This window comes from Pseudomonas sp. QE6 (genome assembly GCF_041379005.1).
Classification (GTDB): Bacteria; Pseudomonadota; Gammaproteobacteria; order Pseudomonadales; family Pseudomonadaceae; genus Pseudomonas.
The window spans coordinates 3,201,776-3,216,685 of the sequence record NZ_CP166873.1 but is presented as its reverse complement, the minus strand read 5'-3'; the positions used below and the strand labels follow the sequence as shown (position 1 = coordinate 3,216,685).

Annotated in this window: 14 protein-coding genes; 2 read left to right on the top strand and 12 right to left on the bottom strand. The window is 67.3% G+C overall.

The genetic code is table 11. The annotated features are described in order from the left end of the window. Positions 1–13: 13 nt before the first annotated feature. The 4 genes from kdpC to kdpF form a co-directional block, all read right to left on the bottom strand. Positions 14–562: a potassium-transporting ATPase subunit KdpC gene (gene kdpC, locus ACAW63_RS14965; RefSeq protein ID WP_371226381.1), complete on the bottom strand. Its 549-nt coding sequence runs from the start codon at positions 560–562 to the stop codon at positions 14–16. A 203-nt stretch (positions 563–765) separates the two neighbouring features. Next, positions 766–2,835: a potassium-transporting ATPase subunit KdpB gene (kdpB, locus tag ACAW63_RS14960; RefSeq protein WP_371226380.1), complete on the bottom strand. Its 2,070-nt coding sequence runs from the start codon at positions 2,833–2,835 to the stop codon at positions 766–768. A gap of 12 nt (positions 2,836–2,847) precedes the next feature. Further along, positions 2,848–4,542 (bottom strand): potassium-transporting ATPase subunit KdpA, encoded by a 1,695-nt coding sequence (gene kdpA, locus ACAW63_RS14955; protein WP_371226379.1) that lies wholly within the window; start codon positions 4,540–4,542, stop codon positions 2,848–2,850. Between the two features lie 8 nt (positions 4,543–4,550). Then, positions 4,551–4,640: a K(+)-transporting ATPase subunit F gene (gene kdpF / locus ACAW63_RS14950; RefSeq protein ID WP_090262021.1), complete on the bottom strand. Its 90-nt coding sequence runs from the start codon at positions 4,638–4,640 to the stop codon at positions 4,551–4,553. A 290-nt stretch (positions 4,641–4,930) separates the two neighbouring features. Here kdpF and ACAW63_RS14945 point away from each other — a divergent pair, with 290 nt between their 5' ends. Beyond that, positions 4,931–5,578 carry a FadR/GntR family transcriptional regulator gene (locus tag ACAW63_RS14945; RefSeq protein ID WP_371226378.1) on the top strand — a complete coding sequence of 216 codons (648 nt, stop codon included), beginning with the start codon at positions 4,931–4,933 and terminating at the stop codon, positions 5,576–5,578. 29 nt (positions 5,579–5,607) lie between these two features. Beyond that, complete coding sequence (locus ACAW63_RS14940; protein WP_371226376.1) at positions 5,608–6,888, top strand: CynX/NimT family MFS transporter; 1,281 nt, start codon at positions 5,608–5,610, stop codon at positions 6,886–6,888. Between the two features lie 146 nt (positions 6,889–7,034). Here the strand turns inward: ACAW63_RS14940 and ACAW63_RS14935 are convergent, their stop codons facing one another. From ACAW63_RS14935 to ACAW63_RS14900, 8 genes are all read right to left on the bottom strand, one after another. Then, positions 7,035–8,084 carry an AI-2E family transporter gene (locus tag ACAW63_RS14935; RefSeq protein WP_371226374.1) on the bottom strand — a complete coding sequence of 350 codons (1,050 nt, stop codon included), beginning with the start codon at positions 8,082–8,084 and terminating at the stop codon, positions 7,035–7,037. Positions 8,085–8,151: 67 nt separating this feature from the next. Then, positions 8,152–8,970 carry a DUF4892 domain-containing protein gene (locus tag ACAW63_RS14930; RefSeq protein ID WP_371234679.1) on the bottom strand — a complete coding sequence of 273 codons (819 nt, stop codon included), beginning with the start codon at positions 8,968–8,970 and terminating at the stop codon, positions 8,152–8,154. A 211-nt stretch (positions 8,971–9,181) separates the two neighbouring features. Further along, a complete protein-coding gene (locus ACAW63_RS14925; protein ID WP_275607820.1) occupies positions 9,182–10,042 on the bottom strand; it encodes an alpha/beta fold hydrolase in 861 nt (286 codons plus the stop codon). After that, complete coding sequence (locus tag ACAW63_RS14920) at positions 10,039–10,788, bottom strand: alpha/beta fold hydrolase (RefSeq protein ID WP_371226372.1); 750 nt, start codon at positions 10,786–10,788, stop codon at positions 10,039–10,041. The genes ACAW63_RS14925 and ACAW63_RS14920 overlap by 4 nt, the downstream gene beginning before the upstream one ends. 237 nt (positions 10,789–11,025) lie before the next feature. Further along, entirely contained in the window at positions 11,026–11,673 is a 648-nt protein-coding gene (locus tag ACAW63_RS14915) for a LysE family translocator (protein WP_371226370.1), read from the bottom strand. Positions 11,674–11,720: 47 nt separating this feature from the next. Next, positions 11,721–12,524, bottom strand: a complete 804-nt coding sequence (locus ACAW63_RS14910; RefSeq protein ID WP_371226368.1) for an AraC family ligand binding domain-containing protein — start codon at positions 12,522–12,524, stop codon at positions 11,721–11,723. Positions 12,525–12,685: 161 nt separating this feature from the next. Continuing rightward, positions 12,686–13,111: a hotdog fold thioesterase gene (locus ACAW63_RS14905; protein WP_275607824.1), complete on the bottom strand. Its 426-nt coding sequence runs from the start codon at positions 13,109–13,111 to the stop codon at positions 12,686–12,688. Positions 13,112–13,125: 14 nt separating this feature from the next. Then, the gene (locus ACAW63_RS14900) at positions 13,126–14,793 is read right to left on the bottom strand and encodes an AMP-binding protein (protein WP_371226365.1); all 1,668 of its coding nucleotides are present in this window, start codon (positions 14,791–14,793) and stop codon (positions 13,126–13,128) included. Between the last annotated feature and the right edge of the window lie 117 nt (positions 14,794–14,910).

The following is a 14,910-nucleotide window of genomic DNA, read 5'->3' as shown; positions in this document are numbered from 1 at the left end:
TTGGCGCTGGAGTCTAGCGAGGCAGGCTGGCCAGGGCCATGTTCAGGGCCAGCACGTTGACCACGGCGGGGCCGATCAGCGGGCGCTCGGTGTTGGCCTCCACCAGGCGTTCCAGGCTGGCGGCCGGCACACCACGCTCCAGGGCGATGCGCGGCACCTGGTACAGCGCGGCGGCCGGCGGCAGTTGCGGGTCGAGGCCGCTGCCGGAGGTGGTGACCAGCGCCAGCGGCACCGGCTGGCCGCCAACCTGCTGGGCGGCGGCGTCCTTGGCGATGCGTTCGACCAGCGCCGGGTTGCCGGGCGCGAGGTTGCTGGCACTGCTGGAAACGGTGGCGAAGTCGCCGGCCGAAGGGCGCGACTGGAACCACTGGGCGCCATCGAATTTCTGCGCGATCAGGGCGGAGCCGCGCACGACACCCTGATCGTCGCGCACCAGGCTGCCGTTGGCCTGGTCGTGGAAAGCCACCTGGGCGACGGCGGTGACGGCCAGCGGATAGGCAACGCCGGTGACAACGCTGAGCAGGGCCAGCGAGGCGATGGCGGGACGGAGTTGGTTGAGCATGTTCGTGTTCCTCTGTTGGGTTAGGAGCGGGGCTGTCTACCCTCTCCCCCGCCCTCTCCCTGAAGGGAGAGGGAGTTGTTCGGAGCATCCGGCGAGCTCCACATTTCCCGATACCACCGGACGGTCCCCTCTCCCTTCAGGGAGAGGGTTAGGGAGAGGGCGCACGGCACCAACGCCTCCCGTCAGTCGATCAAAGAAGCCCGTCAAGCCAGGCCCACGGCGACCAAAACCATATCGATCACCTTGATTCCCACGAACGGCGCGACCAGCCCGCCCACGCCGTAGATCAGCAGGTTGCGCCGCAGCAGTTGCGAGGCGTCGCTGGCCTGCACGCGCACGCCGCGCAGGGCCAGGGGAATCAGCGCGACGATGATCAGCGCGTTGAACACGATGGCCGAGAGGATGGCGCTCTGCGGGCTGGCCAGCTTCATTACGTTGAGCACGCCCAGCTGCGGGTAGATGCCGGCGAACAGCGCGGGGAGGATGGCGAAGTACTTGGCCACGTCGTTGGCCACCGAGAAGGTGGTCAGCGCGCCGCGGGTCACCAGCAGCTCCTTGCCCACCTGCACCACGTCCAGCAGCTTGGTCGGGTCGCTGTCCAGGTCCACCAGGTTGGCGGCTTCGCGGGCGGCCTGGGTACCGTCGTTCATGGCCATGCCGACATCCGCCTGGGCCAGCGCCGGCGCGTCGTTGGCGCCATCGCCGCACATGGCGACCATCCGCCCTTCGCCCTGCTCCTGGCGGATGCGCGCCAGCTTCTTCTCCGGCGTGGCTTCGGCGATCACGTCGTCCACCCCCGCCTCGGCGGCGATGGCGGCGGCGGTCAGCGGGTTGTCGCCGGTCACCATCACGGTACGGATGCCCATGCGGCGCAGTTCGGCGAAGCGATCGCGGATGCCGGGCTTGACCACGTCCTTCAGGTGGATCGCCCCCAGCAGCTTGCCGTCGGCCACCACCAGCAGCGGCGTGCCGCCGCTCTGGGCGATGCGCTCGATTTCCTTGGCCAGGCTTTCCGGCATCTGTGTGCGTTCCAGGCCGACGAAGGCCAGCGCGGCATCCACGGCGCCCTTGCGGTAGACGTGGCCGTCGATATTGATGCCCGACAGGCGCGTCTCGGCGCTGAAGGCCACCGGGGTCAGGCGATTGCGGTCCGGCTCCGGCAGCATGATCTGCGCGCGGAGGAACTCGATGATGGATTTGCCCTCGGGCGTGTCATCGGCCAGGGAGGCGAGGAAGGCGCCCTCGGCCAGCTCCAGCGGCTGCACGCCGGGGGCGGTGTACAGGGCGCTGCAGCGACGGTTGCCGAAGGTGATGGTGCCGGTCTTGTCGAGCATCAGCACATGCACGTCCCCCGCCGCTTCCACGGCGCGGCCGGACTTGGCGATGACGTTCAGGCGCACCAGGCGGTCCATGCCGGCGATGCCGATGGCCGAGAGCAGACCGCCGATGGTGGTGGGGATCAGCGTCACCAGCAGCGCCACCAGGAACACCAGCGGCAGGTTGCCGCCGGCGAACAGGGCGAAGGGTTTCAGGGTCACGACCACCAGCAGGAAGATCAGGGTCAGGCCGATCAGCAGGATGTCCAGCGCCACTTCGTTGGGGGTCTTCTGGCGCTTGGCGCCTTCCACCAGGGCGATCATGCGGTCGAGGGTGGATTCGCCGGGGTTGGCGGTGATCTTCACCAGCAGCCAGTCGGACACCAGGCGGGTGTTGCCGGTCACCGCCGAGCGGTCGCTGCCGGATTCGCGGATCACCGGCGCGGATTCGCCGGTAATGGCAGCCTCGTTCACCGCCGCCACGCCTTCGATCACCTCGCCGTCGCCGGGGATCAGCTCGCCGGCTTCGACGCGTACCACGTCGCCCTTGCGCAGGCTGCTGGCGGCGACTTTCTCGAAGTGGCCAACGGCGGTCCGGCGCATGGCCTGCAAGCCCTGGGTGCCGGCCTTGAGGCTGTCGGCGCGGGCCTTGCCACGGCCCTCGGCGAGGGCTTCCGCGAAGTTGGCGAAGAGCACGGTGAACCACAGCCATACGGCAATCTGCACGGCCACGAAGGTCGGCACCGCCTCGCCGCCGACCACGCAGAGCACTGTGGTCAGCACGGCGGTCAACGCCACCACCAGCATCACCGGCGAGCGTTGCAGCTGGCGCGGGTCGAGCTTGAGGAAGGACTGCACCAGCGCCGGCTTCCACAGCGCGGCGAAGGTGGTGGTCGGGCGTTTGTCAGCGGCTCTCGACGAGTTCTTCAGGGCGAGATCCTGGGTTTGCGCATTCATTGCGAAAGCTCCTCAGAAACCGAGCGTCAGGTGATCGGCCACCGGGCCAAGCACCAGGGTCGGCAGGAAGTTCAGGCCGCCGACCAGCAGGATGGTCGCGGTCAGCAGGCTGACGAACAGCAGGCCGTGGGTCGGGAAGCTGTTGGGACCGACCGGGGTGGCCTTCTTCGCCGCCAGGCTGCCGGCGATCGCCAGCACCGGCAGGATGTAGCCGAAGCGGCCAATCAGCATGGCCAGGGCGATCATCAGGTTGTGGAACGGCGTATTGGCGCCGAAGCCGGCGAAGGCCGAACCGTTGTTCGCGGTGCCCGAGGTGTAGGCGTATAGCAGCTGGCTGAAACCATGCGGCCCGGGATTGGTCACTGCGGATGCCGGAACCGGCAGGCTGGCGGCGATGGCGCCGAGCACCAGCACGCCCACCGGCATCACCAGCAGGGTTGCCACCAGCAGGCGGACTTCGCGGGCTTCGAGCTTCTTGCCCAGGTATTCCGGCGTGCGGCCGACCATCAGCCCGGCAAGGAACACCGCGATCAGGACGAACAGCAGCATGCCGTAGAGTCCCGCGCCGACACCGCCGAAGATCACCTCGCCGAGCATCATGTTGATCATCGCCATCATGCCCGACAGCGGGTTGAGGCTGTCATGCATGGCGTTCACCGAGCCGTTCGAGGCCGAGGTGGTGGTGACCGCCCAGAGCACACTGGCGGTAGTGCCGAAGCGGCTTTCCTTGCCTTCCAGCGGCGCGGCCTGCTCCACCGGTAGCGTGCTGAGCGCCGGATTGGGCTGGTATTCGGCCCATAGCGACACCCCCAGGCCCAGGGTGAACAGCACCAGCATGCAGGCGAGGATGGCGCGGCTCTGACGCAGGTCCTTCACGTAGTGGCCGAAGGTGAACACCAGCGCCGCCGGGATCAGGATGATCGAGGCGACCTCGAACAGGTTGCTCCAGATGGTCGGGTTCTCGAACGGGTGCGCCGAGTTCACGCCGAAGAAGCCGCCGCCGTTGGTGCCCAGCTGCTTGATGGCGATCTGGCTGGCTGCCGGGCCCAACGGGATGGTCTGGTCGGTCCCCTGCACGGTCAGCGCGTGGGCATAGTCGAGGAAGGTCTGCGGCACGCCCTGCCAGACCAGCAGCAGCGCCAGCAGCAGGCACAGCGGAATCAGCCCGTAGAGGGTGGCGCGGGTCAGGTCGACCCAGAAGTTGCCCAGATTGTTCGTCGACTTGCGCGCGATGCCACGGGCCAGCGCCACCAGCACGGCCAGGCCGACGGCGGCGCTGACGAAGTTCTGCACGCTCAGGCCGAGCATCTGACTCAGGTAGCTGAGCGACGCCTCGCCGCTGTAGGCCTGCCAGTTGGTGTTGGTAACGAAGCTCACCGCGGTGTTGAACGCCAGGGTCCATTCCAGGCCCGGCAGGTGCTGCGGATTGAGCGGCAGCGCGCCCTGCAGCATGAGGATGGCGAACAGCAACACAAGGCCAGCGAGGTTGAATGCCAGCAGCGCGACGGTGTAGCTCTTCCAGTCCTGTTCGTCCTCGGGGTGGATGCCGCAGACGCGATAAATCACCCGCTCCACCGGAAGGAATATCGGACTGAGGAAAGTACGCTGCCCTTCCATCACCTTGTAGTAGAAACGCCCGAGGAAGGGTGCCGGCACCAGCACCAGCGCCAGGAAGGCGACAATCAGCAGAATGTCATGACTGTTCATGACGTCTCCTAGGAACGGTCGGCGCGCAGCAGCGCCACCAGCAGATAAATGAACAGTGCCGTGGCCAGGACCAGGGACACACCGTCGAGCACGCTCATGATTTCTCTCTCCTCACGCGGGCGACTCCATCGCTTTGCGCGGCTTTTGCCGCTTGATGGAAATTTTCCGTACGGAAGGCGTAAAGGAGCGATTCGCGAGGTGCCGGCGGGGCATAAAGAAAACGTAAAAAACCGCTGGAGAGGCCCTTTTGGGTGAACCTCGCCGCCTGATCCGCGCGGCAAAATCGGCCGTCGGGGCACACATCCCGGCGGCCTCCCCGGTTTGCAACCCGCCCCGGTCATGCCCTAGGCTTGCCTCTTACAAATTCATCCGATGATTGGATGTTTCCATGCCCAGCCCCATTCAGAAGCGCTCGCTGGTGGATATCGCCCTCGAGCAGATCCGCCTGCGTATCGACGACGGCACCTGGCCCCTGGGCCAGCGCCTGCCGCCGGAACCCGAACTGGCCGAATCCCTCGGCATCAGCCGCAACACCGTGCGCGAAGCGGTGCGGGTGCTGACCTTCTCCGGCGTGCTGGAAGTGCGCCAGGGCGACGGCACCTACGTGCGTGCCTGCGCCAATCCGCTGGACACCATGCTGGTGCTGGCACGCAGCTCGGTGGAACAGGCCCTGGAAGCGCGCGGCATCATCGAGGTGGAAGCCAGCCGGCTGGCCGCCGAGCGCCGCACCGAGACGGACATCCTGGCCCTGCGCGAGGCCCTGGAGGCCTCCGCCATTCGCCATGGCGGCGCCCTGGACGACTACATCGCCCATGACCTGATCTTCCACCAACGCGTGGTGGACAGCGCCCACAACCCGGTGCTCAGCGAGCTGTACCGCTACTTCTCGCAGGTGATCCGCGCCGGCCTCGAGCGCACCATCGGCGACCCCAGCCGACCGCAGCCGAGCTTCGAACTGCACCGCGAGCTGCTCGACGCCATCGAGCACGGCGATGCCGAGGCTGCCGCCCGCGCCAATCGCGCCCTGCTGATCTGACTTTTTTGTCTTTTGCCGGAATGCCCACCATGTCCCTGCCCCACGATCCACGTGACGCCGAACACAAGCGCTCTTGCCCGCCGGAGGAGCTGCTGCTCGACGCCGAAGCCAATGACGAACCGACGCCCCCGGCACACCCAGCACGCCCCTGGCTGCTGCTCCTGGGTCTGGTGCTGGTGGCGCTGAACCTGCGCCCGGCGCTGTCCAGCCTCGCCCCGCTGCTCAACACCGTCCGCGACGGCACCGGCCTGTCGGCGGCCTCCGCCGGCCTGCTGACCACCCTGCCGGTGCTCTGCCTGGGCCTGTTCGCGCCGCTGGCGCCGATGCTCGCCCGCCGCCTCGGCGCCGAGCGTACGGTGCTGCTGATCCTGCTCAGCCTGGCCGCCGGCATCGTGCTGCGCAGCCTGTTCCCGGTGGCCGGGCTGTTCCTCGGCAGCCTGGTGGCCGGCGCCAGCATCGGCATCATCGGCGTGCTGCTGCCGGGCATCGTCAAGCGCGACTTCCCGCACATCGCCGGGACCATGACCGGCGTCTACACCATGGCGCTGTGCCTGGGCGCCGCCACCGCCGCCGGCGCCACCGTGCCGCTGGCCGGGCTGATGGGCGACAGTTGGCAACTGGCGCTCGCCTTCTGGGCGTTGCCGGCGGTAGTCGCCGCGCTGGTCTGGCTGCCGCAGACCCGACAGAACCACCACGCCCACCGTGCGGTGTACAAGGTGAAAGGCCTGTGGCGCGATTCGCTGGCCTGGCAGGTCACCCTGTACATGGGGCTGCAGTCGTCACTGGCCTACATCGTCTTCGGCTGGGTGCCGTCGATCCTAATCGACCGCGGCCTGAGCCCCACCGAAGCCGGTCTGGTGCTGTCCGGCTCGGTGATGGTGCAGCTGTTCAGCGCGCTGGCCGGCCCCTGGCTGGCAACCCGCGGCAAGGACCAGCGCCTGGCGGTGGTGATCGTCATGAGCCTGACCCTGGCGGGCCTGCTCGGCCTGCTCTACGCGCCGCTGTCGGGCATCTGGGGCTGGGCGGTGGTGCTCGGCCTCGGCCAGGGCGCGACCTTCGCCATCGCCCTGGCGCTGATCGTGCTGCGCTCGCCGGACTCCCACGTCGCCTCCAGCCTCTCCGGCATGGCCCAGGGCGTGGGCTACACCCTGGCGGCCTGCGGGCCCTTCCTGGTCGGCGTGGTGCATGACATCACCGGCGGCTGGAGCGCATCCGGGGTGATCTTCGTGGTGGTCTCGGTCGGGGCGATCGGCTTCGGCCTGGGGGCCGGGCGGGACCGATTGGTGCGGGTGAAGAGCGAGCATGTCTGAGGTGGCTGGCGCTTCGCTCGTGAACCTTGGCTGATCGCGCCGGAGTCTGCTCCTGCGCACGGAGTTTCCCTGGAGGAGCGGACTTTGTCCGCTCCTACTAGGTAGCACTGCAAGACAGCGACCCGCACAGGGCGCCGCACCGCCTCTCAAACCGCCGGCGGCAATCGATTCGAACTGTCGATCCAGGCACTGATCAGGTTGTACATCACCGCCAGCAGCACCGGTCCCAGGAACAGGCCGATGAAGCCGAAGCTGAGCAACCCACCCAGCACCCCCAGCAGCACCACCACCAGCGGCAGGTTGCCGCCACGGCTGATCAGGTACGGCTTGAGGATGTTGTCCACGCCGCTGATGACGAAGAACCCCCAGATCGCCATGAACACCGCATAGCCGTAGCTCTCCTGGTAGAACAGCCAGATCGTCGCCGGCCCCCAGATCAGCGGCGGGACCATCAGCAGGCTGCAGACGAAGGTCAACAGCCCCAGCACGAAGGCCCCGGGCACGCCGGCGATAAGGAAGCCGATGGTAGCCAGCACCGCCTGCGCGGCGGCGGTGCCGATCACTCCGTTGACCACACGCTGCACGGTGCCGGCGATGATCTCCATGTACTGCGAAGCCGCATTGCCGATCAGGCGCTGCAGCATGGCGTGGGCGAAGGCCTGCAGGCGCAGGCCGTCGCGGTAGAAGAAGAAGATCAGCACCAGACTCAGCACCAGCTCGAAGATCCCCGTGCCGAGCTTGGCGCTGCGCGCCAGCACCCAGTTGCCGACCTCGCCCATGTACGGCTTGAGCGCGGAGAACATCGCCACGCCCTGCTGATCGGCCTGGTACCACCAGCCGATCAGGCGATCGCCGACCAGGGGAACGCGCGCCATCCAGGCCGGCGGTGGCGGCAGGCCGGAAACCTGCAGGTTCTTCACCAGTTCGACCCCCTCGCGCACCCGGTCAACCAGGCCGAAGCCCAGCCACACCAGCGGCAACGCCACCAGCACGATCCAGCAGAAGGTGAGCAGGCCGGCGGCGGCGGCTTCCCGGCCACGCAGCAACTGGGTGAGCAGACGCATCAGCGGCCAACTGGCGAAGGCCAGCACCGCCGCCCAGACCAGCGCCGACCAGAACGGCAGCAGCACCCATACGCTGGCGGCGAGCAGGACCAGGAGCAGCAGGCGCAGCAGCAGGCGATCATTGTCGAACATCGGGACTCCGGGATATCGGGAACGGTGAGACGCCCTTTCCAGAGCGTCAGACTTCAGCGTAGGCGAATCAGCGCAGCCAGGTCAGGTGCAGGCCGTCGCTGTCGTCCTTGCCCTGCTCCAGGCGCGCATCGAGCACGCCCTGGGCAGTCAGCGCGGTGCGCCAGTCGCCGGCGTGCCTGCCGGCCAGCTCGACGCGCACGCCGGTGTCCAGGCGCAGGGTGCGCACCAGCAGGTCGAGCCAGGCGCCGCCGGGTTGCTCGGGAACATGACTCAGGGTCAGCTCGCCGTTGGCCTTGAGCAGGCGCATCAGGGTGGACGGGCTGGGCAGCAGTTCGCCGAGGGCAGTGCCGCTGTCCAGCTGTTCGGCGTGCAGGTAGGCGCGGCGGTTGCCGCGGGTGATGGTATAGACGGCCAGCAGGCTGTTCTCGTGGGGCGCCGCGAGGCGCACCAGCAGGTAGGCCTGCTGGTCGTCCGGACCGAAGAGCTTGGAGTTGCCGAACACCGCATTGGCCAGCAGGTTGCTGGAGCCGCAGTCACGGCTTTCGCACCAGAACAGCGGCGTGGCATCGGCCTTGAGCAGGTCCTTGCGCGCGGCGGCGAAGGCGCTCTGGCTGGAATCCTCGTCGGGCAGGCGGTAGGTCACGGCAGTGAGGTTGCCGAGGGCGCGCACTTCCCCTTCCATGCGCAGGCGTCCGCTGATACGGCTGATCGAACCCTGCGGGTAGCTCCGCTCCTGGCTGGCCGCCTGGTTGAAATCGACGATTTCCGAGCGCGGGAAGCGCGGCAGGATTTCAAGGTCGTGGCTGTCAGGCAGGTCGGCGGCGAAACCGCCGGTGCTGGCGGCGAGCAGACCGCCAAACAACAGGGAGTGCAGCAGCCGTGGCATCCGGGTCCTCTGCGCGTCGGCCTGGAAAGTCCCTTTGCAGCACGGGCGCGCGGCGGTTTGGATGTCGAGCATGCACAATCTCCCTGAAGCGATCCGTGCAGACTCGCGGCAGGCCCCGGTTTAGTCAAGCCAAAGGGCGCTACCGGGTGTTTCCCTCAGCGTCTGCTCGATGTCTGCCTGCGCTGCGCTCGGCGGGACCTTGAACAGGCGCTTACCCCAGCAGGAAGGGCCGGAACAGGGCCGCCACCGCCTCGGCGCCGGCCTCGTCATCCAGGTGCAGGTGGTGCTGACCGGGCAGTGCGTGGACCTCGATGGGGCGATCCTTGAGCAACTCGTGGGTCGCCGGCTCCGCCATCAGCAGCCCCTGTTGCGCCAGCACCAGGCTGGTCGGGCACTGGATGGCCTGGACGAACTGCCGCGCGTGGGCGCGCGTCAGGCGCAGCGGTGATGGCAGGGTCAGGCGCGCATCGCTGCGCCAGGTGTAACCGCCGGGCACCGGCATCAGGCCACGGGAAGCCAGCAGTTCCGCCGCTTCGCGGCTGACCGCGCCAACCCCCTTCATGCGCGCTTCCACGGCACGGTCGATCGCCTCGTACACCGGCTTGCGCTTGTTCGACAGCGCGATTTGCGCGCGCAGTGCCTCGCCCAGTTTCTGCGGCGAGGTTTCCGCCTCGCCGGTGTAGGGCACCAGGCCGTCGATCAGCGCCAGACGCTCGATGCGCTCGGGCATGGCGCCGGCCAGCAGCACCGAGACGATGGCGCCCATGGAGTGCCCGAGCAGGGTGAAGCGCTCCCAACCCATCTGGTCGGCCACCATCAGCACGTCCAGGGCGTAGTCCCACAACAGATAGCTGGCACCCGGCGCTCGGTGCGCCGAGAGGCCGTGGCCGGCGAAGTCAAGGGCGAGGATGCGCAGGCCGGGCAGCTTCGGCGCCAGGCGGGCGAAGCTCATGGCGTTATCCAGCCAACCGTGCAGGGCGATCACCGGGCGGCCGTCTTCCGGGCCGAACAGGTGCGCCGCCAGTTCGATGTGCGGCAGGTTCAGGCGGATTTCCTGGACGTGGGCGGTCATGGCGATTCCTTATGGCTTTCGCGCTGTTGCCAGCGGGCGAATACGGTCTTGAGCAATGCGGCGGTGTCCTGCGGGCGCTCCAGCGGGAACATGTGCCCGCCCGGCAGCGACAGACTCTCCCCCTGCGGAATGTGGCTCACCAACCGCGCATGATGCGGCAGCACCACGCGGCTGTGGCGGCCGCGCACCAGGGTCAGCGGCACGGCCAGTTGCCTGGCCCGTCCCGGAGCGGTGTGCGGCACATTGCGGTAGATAGAGATTTCCGTGGCCGGGTCGAACTTGAGCCGCAGGCCCCGTGCGTCCGCCGGCGCCAGCCCGTGGCGCACGTAGGCCTCCAGGCAGTCACGGTCGAAGCGCTTGAACAGCGGCTTGCCAGCGAAGTATTCCAGCGCCTCGGCGAAGTCTTCAAAATCCTCGCGGCGACCGAGGGTACGGCCGGCGGGTGTCAGCCGATCGATGAAACCGAAACGCTTGGCGACGCGGATCACCAGTTGATCGGCGACGGTCAGCAAGGGCGAATCGAGCATCACCACGCCCCGGTACAGCTCCGGGCGGCGCAGCGCCGCATGGTAATGCAGCAGCTCCTCCACCAGGTTCTCCCAGTTGGCGTTCACCGGGAAGCGCGGGTCGTGGCCGTGCATGTCCAGCCGATGAACCCGGTAGTCCGGCTCCAGGGCGTCGAACAGTTTGCTGTAGGTGCCCGACGGAAAGCCGTTGGCGTGGGCAAAGAAGACCGATTGCGACATGTCGGCGAACTCTGGGGAATAACAGTCGGGATTTTCCGACAGCACAGAAAACGCGGCAATGACCCGCGCTGCCGGGAATGACGGCACTACGGCCAAAGTCCATGGCGCTCCGGCGGATTTGCCCTGCTCTGCGCTTCGAGCAGCACGACTTCGGCGGATAACCGTCAATGGTTATCCGCCCTACATGGAGCTTTTCGTAGGGCGCATAACGCGGAACGCATTATCCGCCGTTCCGCCTCAAACCCACTGCACCGCGTGATTGACCACGCGGAACAGAATCCCTCCCGCCACCAGCAGGAACACCAACGCGCAGGCGCCGTCGATCACCGGCACGGCGCGCAGCAGCCGTCGCTGCCACAGCGGGCGGGTCAGGATCACGCTGAGCAGGCTGAACCAGGCGAAACCGGTGCCGAACAGCATCACCGCCACCGCAACCTTGCCCGGTGCGGACATGTCCGCCGGGATCAGGCTGCTGAGCAGCGCGAGGAAGAACACCAGCGCCTTGGGGTTGAACAGGTTGGTGGCCAACCCGCGCAACCAGGGCCCGAGTTTCGAATCCGTCAGTTCACCATCGATCCGCCCTGCCCCGCCGGGCTGGCGCAAGGCGCGCAGCGCGCCGATGCCCAGCCAGCCGAGATAGGCCGCGCCCACCAGTTGCAGCGCACTGAACAGCAGTGGCGACCGGCTGAGCAGCAGCGACACGCCGGTCAACACCAGCGTGCCGTGAACCAGGATGCCGCAGGCCAGCCCCAGGGCGCTGAGCACCCCGGCGCGACGCCCCTGGTGCAGGGCGGTGCGCACCACCAGCGCGACGTCCGGCCCGGGGCTGACCAGGGCGACGGCGAACACGGCGGTGAGCATGAGCAAGACGTGAACCTCCTGCATGGCGGGATTCTCCAGTGGGAAAGGAAACGAGGTGAGGAATCGAGCGATCAGCGCTGGCGCAGTCGCGCGGGCGGCAATCCGTAGGTGCGGCGGAACAGGCGGCTGAAGTGGGCCTGGTCGTAGAAGCCGAGGCTCAGGGCGATTTCCGACAAGGGCTGGCCCTTGATCACCCGTGGCAAGGCGCGCTCAAGGCGCAGCTGGGTCAGCCACTGGTGCGGCGGTAGCCCGCACTGGTGGCGGAAGCGACGTAGCACCTGCCAGGGGCTGAGGTCGCAGAATTCGGCGATCTCCTCCAGCGTCGGCGGCGTCTCCAGGCGCGACTCCAGCCATTCGCGAATGCGCGCCCAGGTCAGGGCATCGAAGCCCTGTCCCGGCTCGCGAATGTGCAAACTGGAGGCACGCTCCAGCAGCGCGGCGAGCGCCTGCCAGAGCTGCCCTTCCTGCGCCAGCCGCTCGCCGCCCAGCATGAGGGCATGGGCGCGCAGCAATTCGGTCTGCAACGACGGGTCGCGCAACTGCGCGGCGGTCAGGCGCGGTGCGCCCTGGCGGCCGTCGCTGAAGGCGCGGCAGGCATCATCCAGCCATTGCGGGTCGATGGACAGCACGCGGATGCGGTAGCCCTCGTCACCCTCGCTGGCGCCGTCATGAATGCTCTCGGGAGTCATCAACAGGATGTCGCCGTTCCCGGCCAGCGAGCGCTCACCGCGATGGGTGTAGCGCTGGCGACCTTCCAGCATCAGCCCGACGTGATAGTCGAGATGAAAATGCCGAGGAAAGGCGAAGCGGCGGTACTCGGCGTCGATGAAGCGGACGCCGGGCAAGCCGCTGCTGTGATGTTCGATGCGTTCCATGGGCCTACTCTAGCGGCGCAGGAACGCTGGGTCTTGGACAAAATTGCGACGGGTGCCAAACGGCGCGGGACCTGTAGGAGCGAGCTTGCTCGCGAACAATGCCGGGCACCAAGGCATCAGGCGGTTCGCGAGCAAGCTCGCTCCTACAAAAAGCAAACCACTCAGCGCTCCAGCGGTACGATGGCCATGGTCAACCGCGAAATGCAGCTCGGCTTGCCGTCATCCCCATGCAGACGGATTTCCCAGACATGGGTGGAGCGACCTATGTGCACCGCCTTTGCCACCGCCGTCACCCGCCCGCTGCGCAGGCCGCGCAGATGGTTGGCGTTCACTTCCAGACCAACGCAGTAGTACTGGCTGGTATCCAGGCACTGGTAGCTGGCGGTGGAGCCGACGGTCTCCGCCAGTACCACCGAAGCACCGCCATGCAGCAGGCCATAGGGTTGATGGGTGCGCGAATCCACCACCATGCTGGCGGTGATCGAGTCGTCGTCGAAGGCCTCGAAACGGATGTCGAGCACTTCACCGATGGTGTTCTTCAGGTTCGCATTGAGCTTTTCCAGATTGGGCGTGTTACGCCAGATCATTGCTGTCCCCTTGTTCAGTCATGCCACTGCACCGCCTCGCGGCGCTCCGCCCACTCATTGAAGCGCTGGCCGTAGGTGCCTTCCACCACATTGCGCTTGATCTTCAGGGTCGGCGTGAGGAAGCCGTTGTCCACCGTCCAGACATCCTTGACCAGCACCAGCCCGGCCAGCCGCTCGTGCTTGTCCAGGGCGTCGTTCACCTCATCCAGCAGCGCCTTCAGACTCTGCTCCAGCTCGCCGCGGGCGCCGTTGGCCGCTTCCTGCCGGCCGATCTCCGACAACACGCAGAGCCCCAGCGGCGCGATCAGGCCATCGCCGACCACGCAGATCTGTTCGATGCACGAATGCACCGCCAGGCGGTTCTCGATGGGCGCCGGCGCCACGTACTTGCCCTTGGCGGTCTTGAAGATTTCCTTGATCCTCCCGGTCAGGCGCAGGTTGCCCTCCGCATCCTGCTCGCCCTTGTCGCCGGTGCGCAGGAACCCGTCGCGGGTGATCGCCTCGTCGGTGCGCTCCGGATCCTTGTAGTAACCGAGCATGGTCGCGCCGCTGCGCACCTGCACCTCGCCCTCGTCGCTGATACGGACCTCCACGCCGGGGCTTTTGCGGCCAATCCAGCCGGCTCTCTGCTCGCCGGGGCGGCAGACGTGGGAATAGCCGCAGTTCTCGGTCATGCCATAGACCTCCAGCACGTTCAGGCCAAGGCGCTTGTACCAGTCGAGCAGCGCCTCGGGCACCGGCGCGGCGCCGCACAGGGCGTAGCGCACGGCATCCAGGCCGAGGCCGGCGAGCACCTTGCGGCCGACCAGGCGCCCGACGATGGGCAGACGCAACAGGCGGTCGAGTTTCTGCGCCGGCATCTGCGCGAACACGCCCATCTGGAACTTGGTCCAGATGCGTGGCACACCGAAGAACACCGTGGGCCGTGCGCGGCGCATGTCGGCGACGAAGGTGTCCAGGCTCTCGGCGAAGAAGATCGTCTGCCCCGCATAGATCGATGCCATTTCCACGAACATGCGCTCGGCCACGTGGCACAGCGGCAGGTAGGACAGCAGGCGGTCCTCCTCCCCGACCCCGAACAGTTCGATGGCGTGGCTGGCGGCGAAGGCGAAGTTGCCGAAGGTGTGCATCACACCCTTGGGCGTGCCGGTGGTGCCGGAGGTGTAGATGAGGGTCGCCAGGGAGGCGGCATCCGGACACGAATCGTCGCGCAGCGGCGGCTGCTTCAGAAGGTCGGCCCACTGATGGTCGAAGCGCCCTTGCGGATGCAGCGGCAGCGCCACGGTCGGCACACCCGGCGGAATGCCATTGACCATCGCCGGCCAGTCGTCCAGCTTGCCGACGAAGGCCACCGCCGCCTCGGAATGAGTCATCACCTGGCGCACGGAATCGGCGGTGAGGTTGGGATACAGCGGCACGGACACGTGGCCGGCCATCCAGATGGCGATATCGGCGACGACCCAGTGCGCGCAGTTCTTGGAAATGATCGCCACCCGGCTCCCCGCGGGTAACTGCAGGCTGCGCAACCAGGCGGCGGCGCGGCGCGCCTGATCGCCCACTTCGCCCCAGGTGAGGGTTTCCACCTCGCCGCCGCCCAGCGGCTGGACGAGATAAGGCTTGTTCGGGTGACGGGTCTCGCGCTGATAGAACAGGTCGAGCGGTAATCGGACTGCTTTAACCACGTGCCCCTCCTTTGTTGTTCTTTTTCAGAGGTGTAGCTCAGAGGTATAGCGATAGATCAACCAAGCACTTGCTTGGTCGAATATTCCATGCACGAACACGTCAGACAAGACTGATCG

Coding starts and splice junctions, on each gene's coding strand:
- kdpC (WP_371226381.1), bottom strand. CDS start 562: ATGCTCAACCAACTCCGTCCCGCCATCGCCTCGCTGGCCCTGCTCAGC.
- kdpB (WP_371226380.1), bottom strand. CDS start 2,835: ATGAATGCGCAAACCCAGGATCTCGCCCTGAAGAACTCGTCGAGAGCC.
- kdpA (WP_371226379.1), bottom strand. CDS start 4,542: ATGAACAGTCATGACATTCTGCTGATTGTCGCCTTCCTGGCGCTGGTG.
- kdpF (WP_090262021.1), bottom strand. CDS start 4,640: ATGAGCGTGCTCGACGGTGTGTCCCTGGTCCTGGCCACGGCACTGTTC.
- ACAW63_RS14945 (WP_371226378.1), top strand. CDS start 4,931: ATGCCCAGCCCCATTCAGAAGCGCTCGCTGGTGGATATCGCCCTCGAG.
- ACAW63_RS14940 (WP_371226376.1), top strand. CDS start 5,608: ATGTCCCTGCCCCACGATCCACGTGACGCCGAACACAAGCGCTCTTGC.
- ACAW63_RS14935 (WP_371226374.1), bottom strand. CDS start 8,084: ATGTTCGACAATGATCGCCTGCTGCTGCGCCTGCTGCTCCTGGTCCTG.
- ACAW63_RS14930 (WP_371234679.1), bottom strand. CDS start 8,970: ATGCCACGGCTGCTGCACTCCCTGTTGTTTGGCGGTCTGCTCGCCGCC.
- ACAW63_RS14925 (WP_275607820.1), bottom strand. CDS start 10,042: ATGACCGCCCACGTCCAGGAAATCCGCCTGAACCTGCCGCACATCGAA.
- ACAW63_RS14920 (WP_371226372.1), bottom strand. CDS start 10,788: ATGTCGCAATCGGTCTTCTTTGCCCACGCCAACGGCTTTCCGTCGGGC.
- ACAW63_RS14915 (WP_371226370.1), bottom strand. CDS start 11,673: ATGCAGGAGGTTCACGTCTTGCTCATGCTCACCGCCGTGTTCGCCGTC.
- ACAW63_RS14910 (WP_371226368.1), bottom strand. CDS start 12,524: ATGGAACGCATCGAACATCACAGCAGCGGCTTGCCCGGCGTCCGCTTC.
- ACAW63_RS14905 (WP_275607824.1), bottom strand. CDS start 13,111: ATGATCTGGCGTAACACGCCCAATCTGGAAAAGCTCAATGCGAACCTG.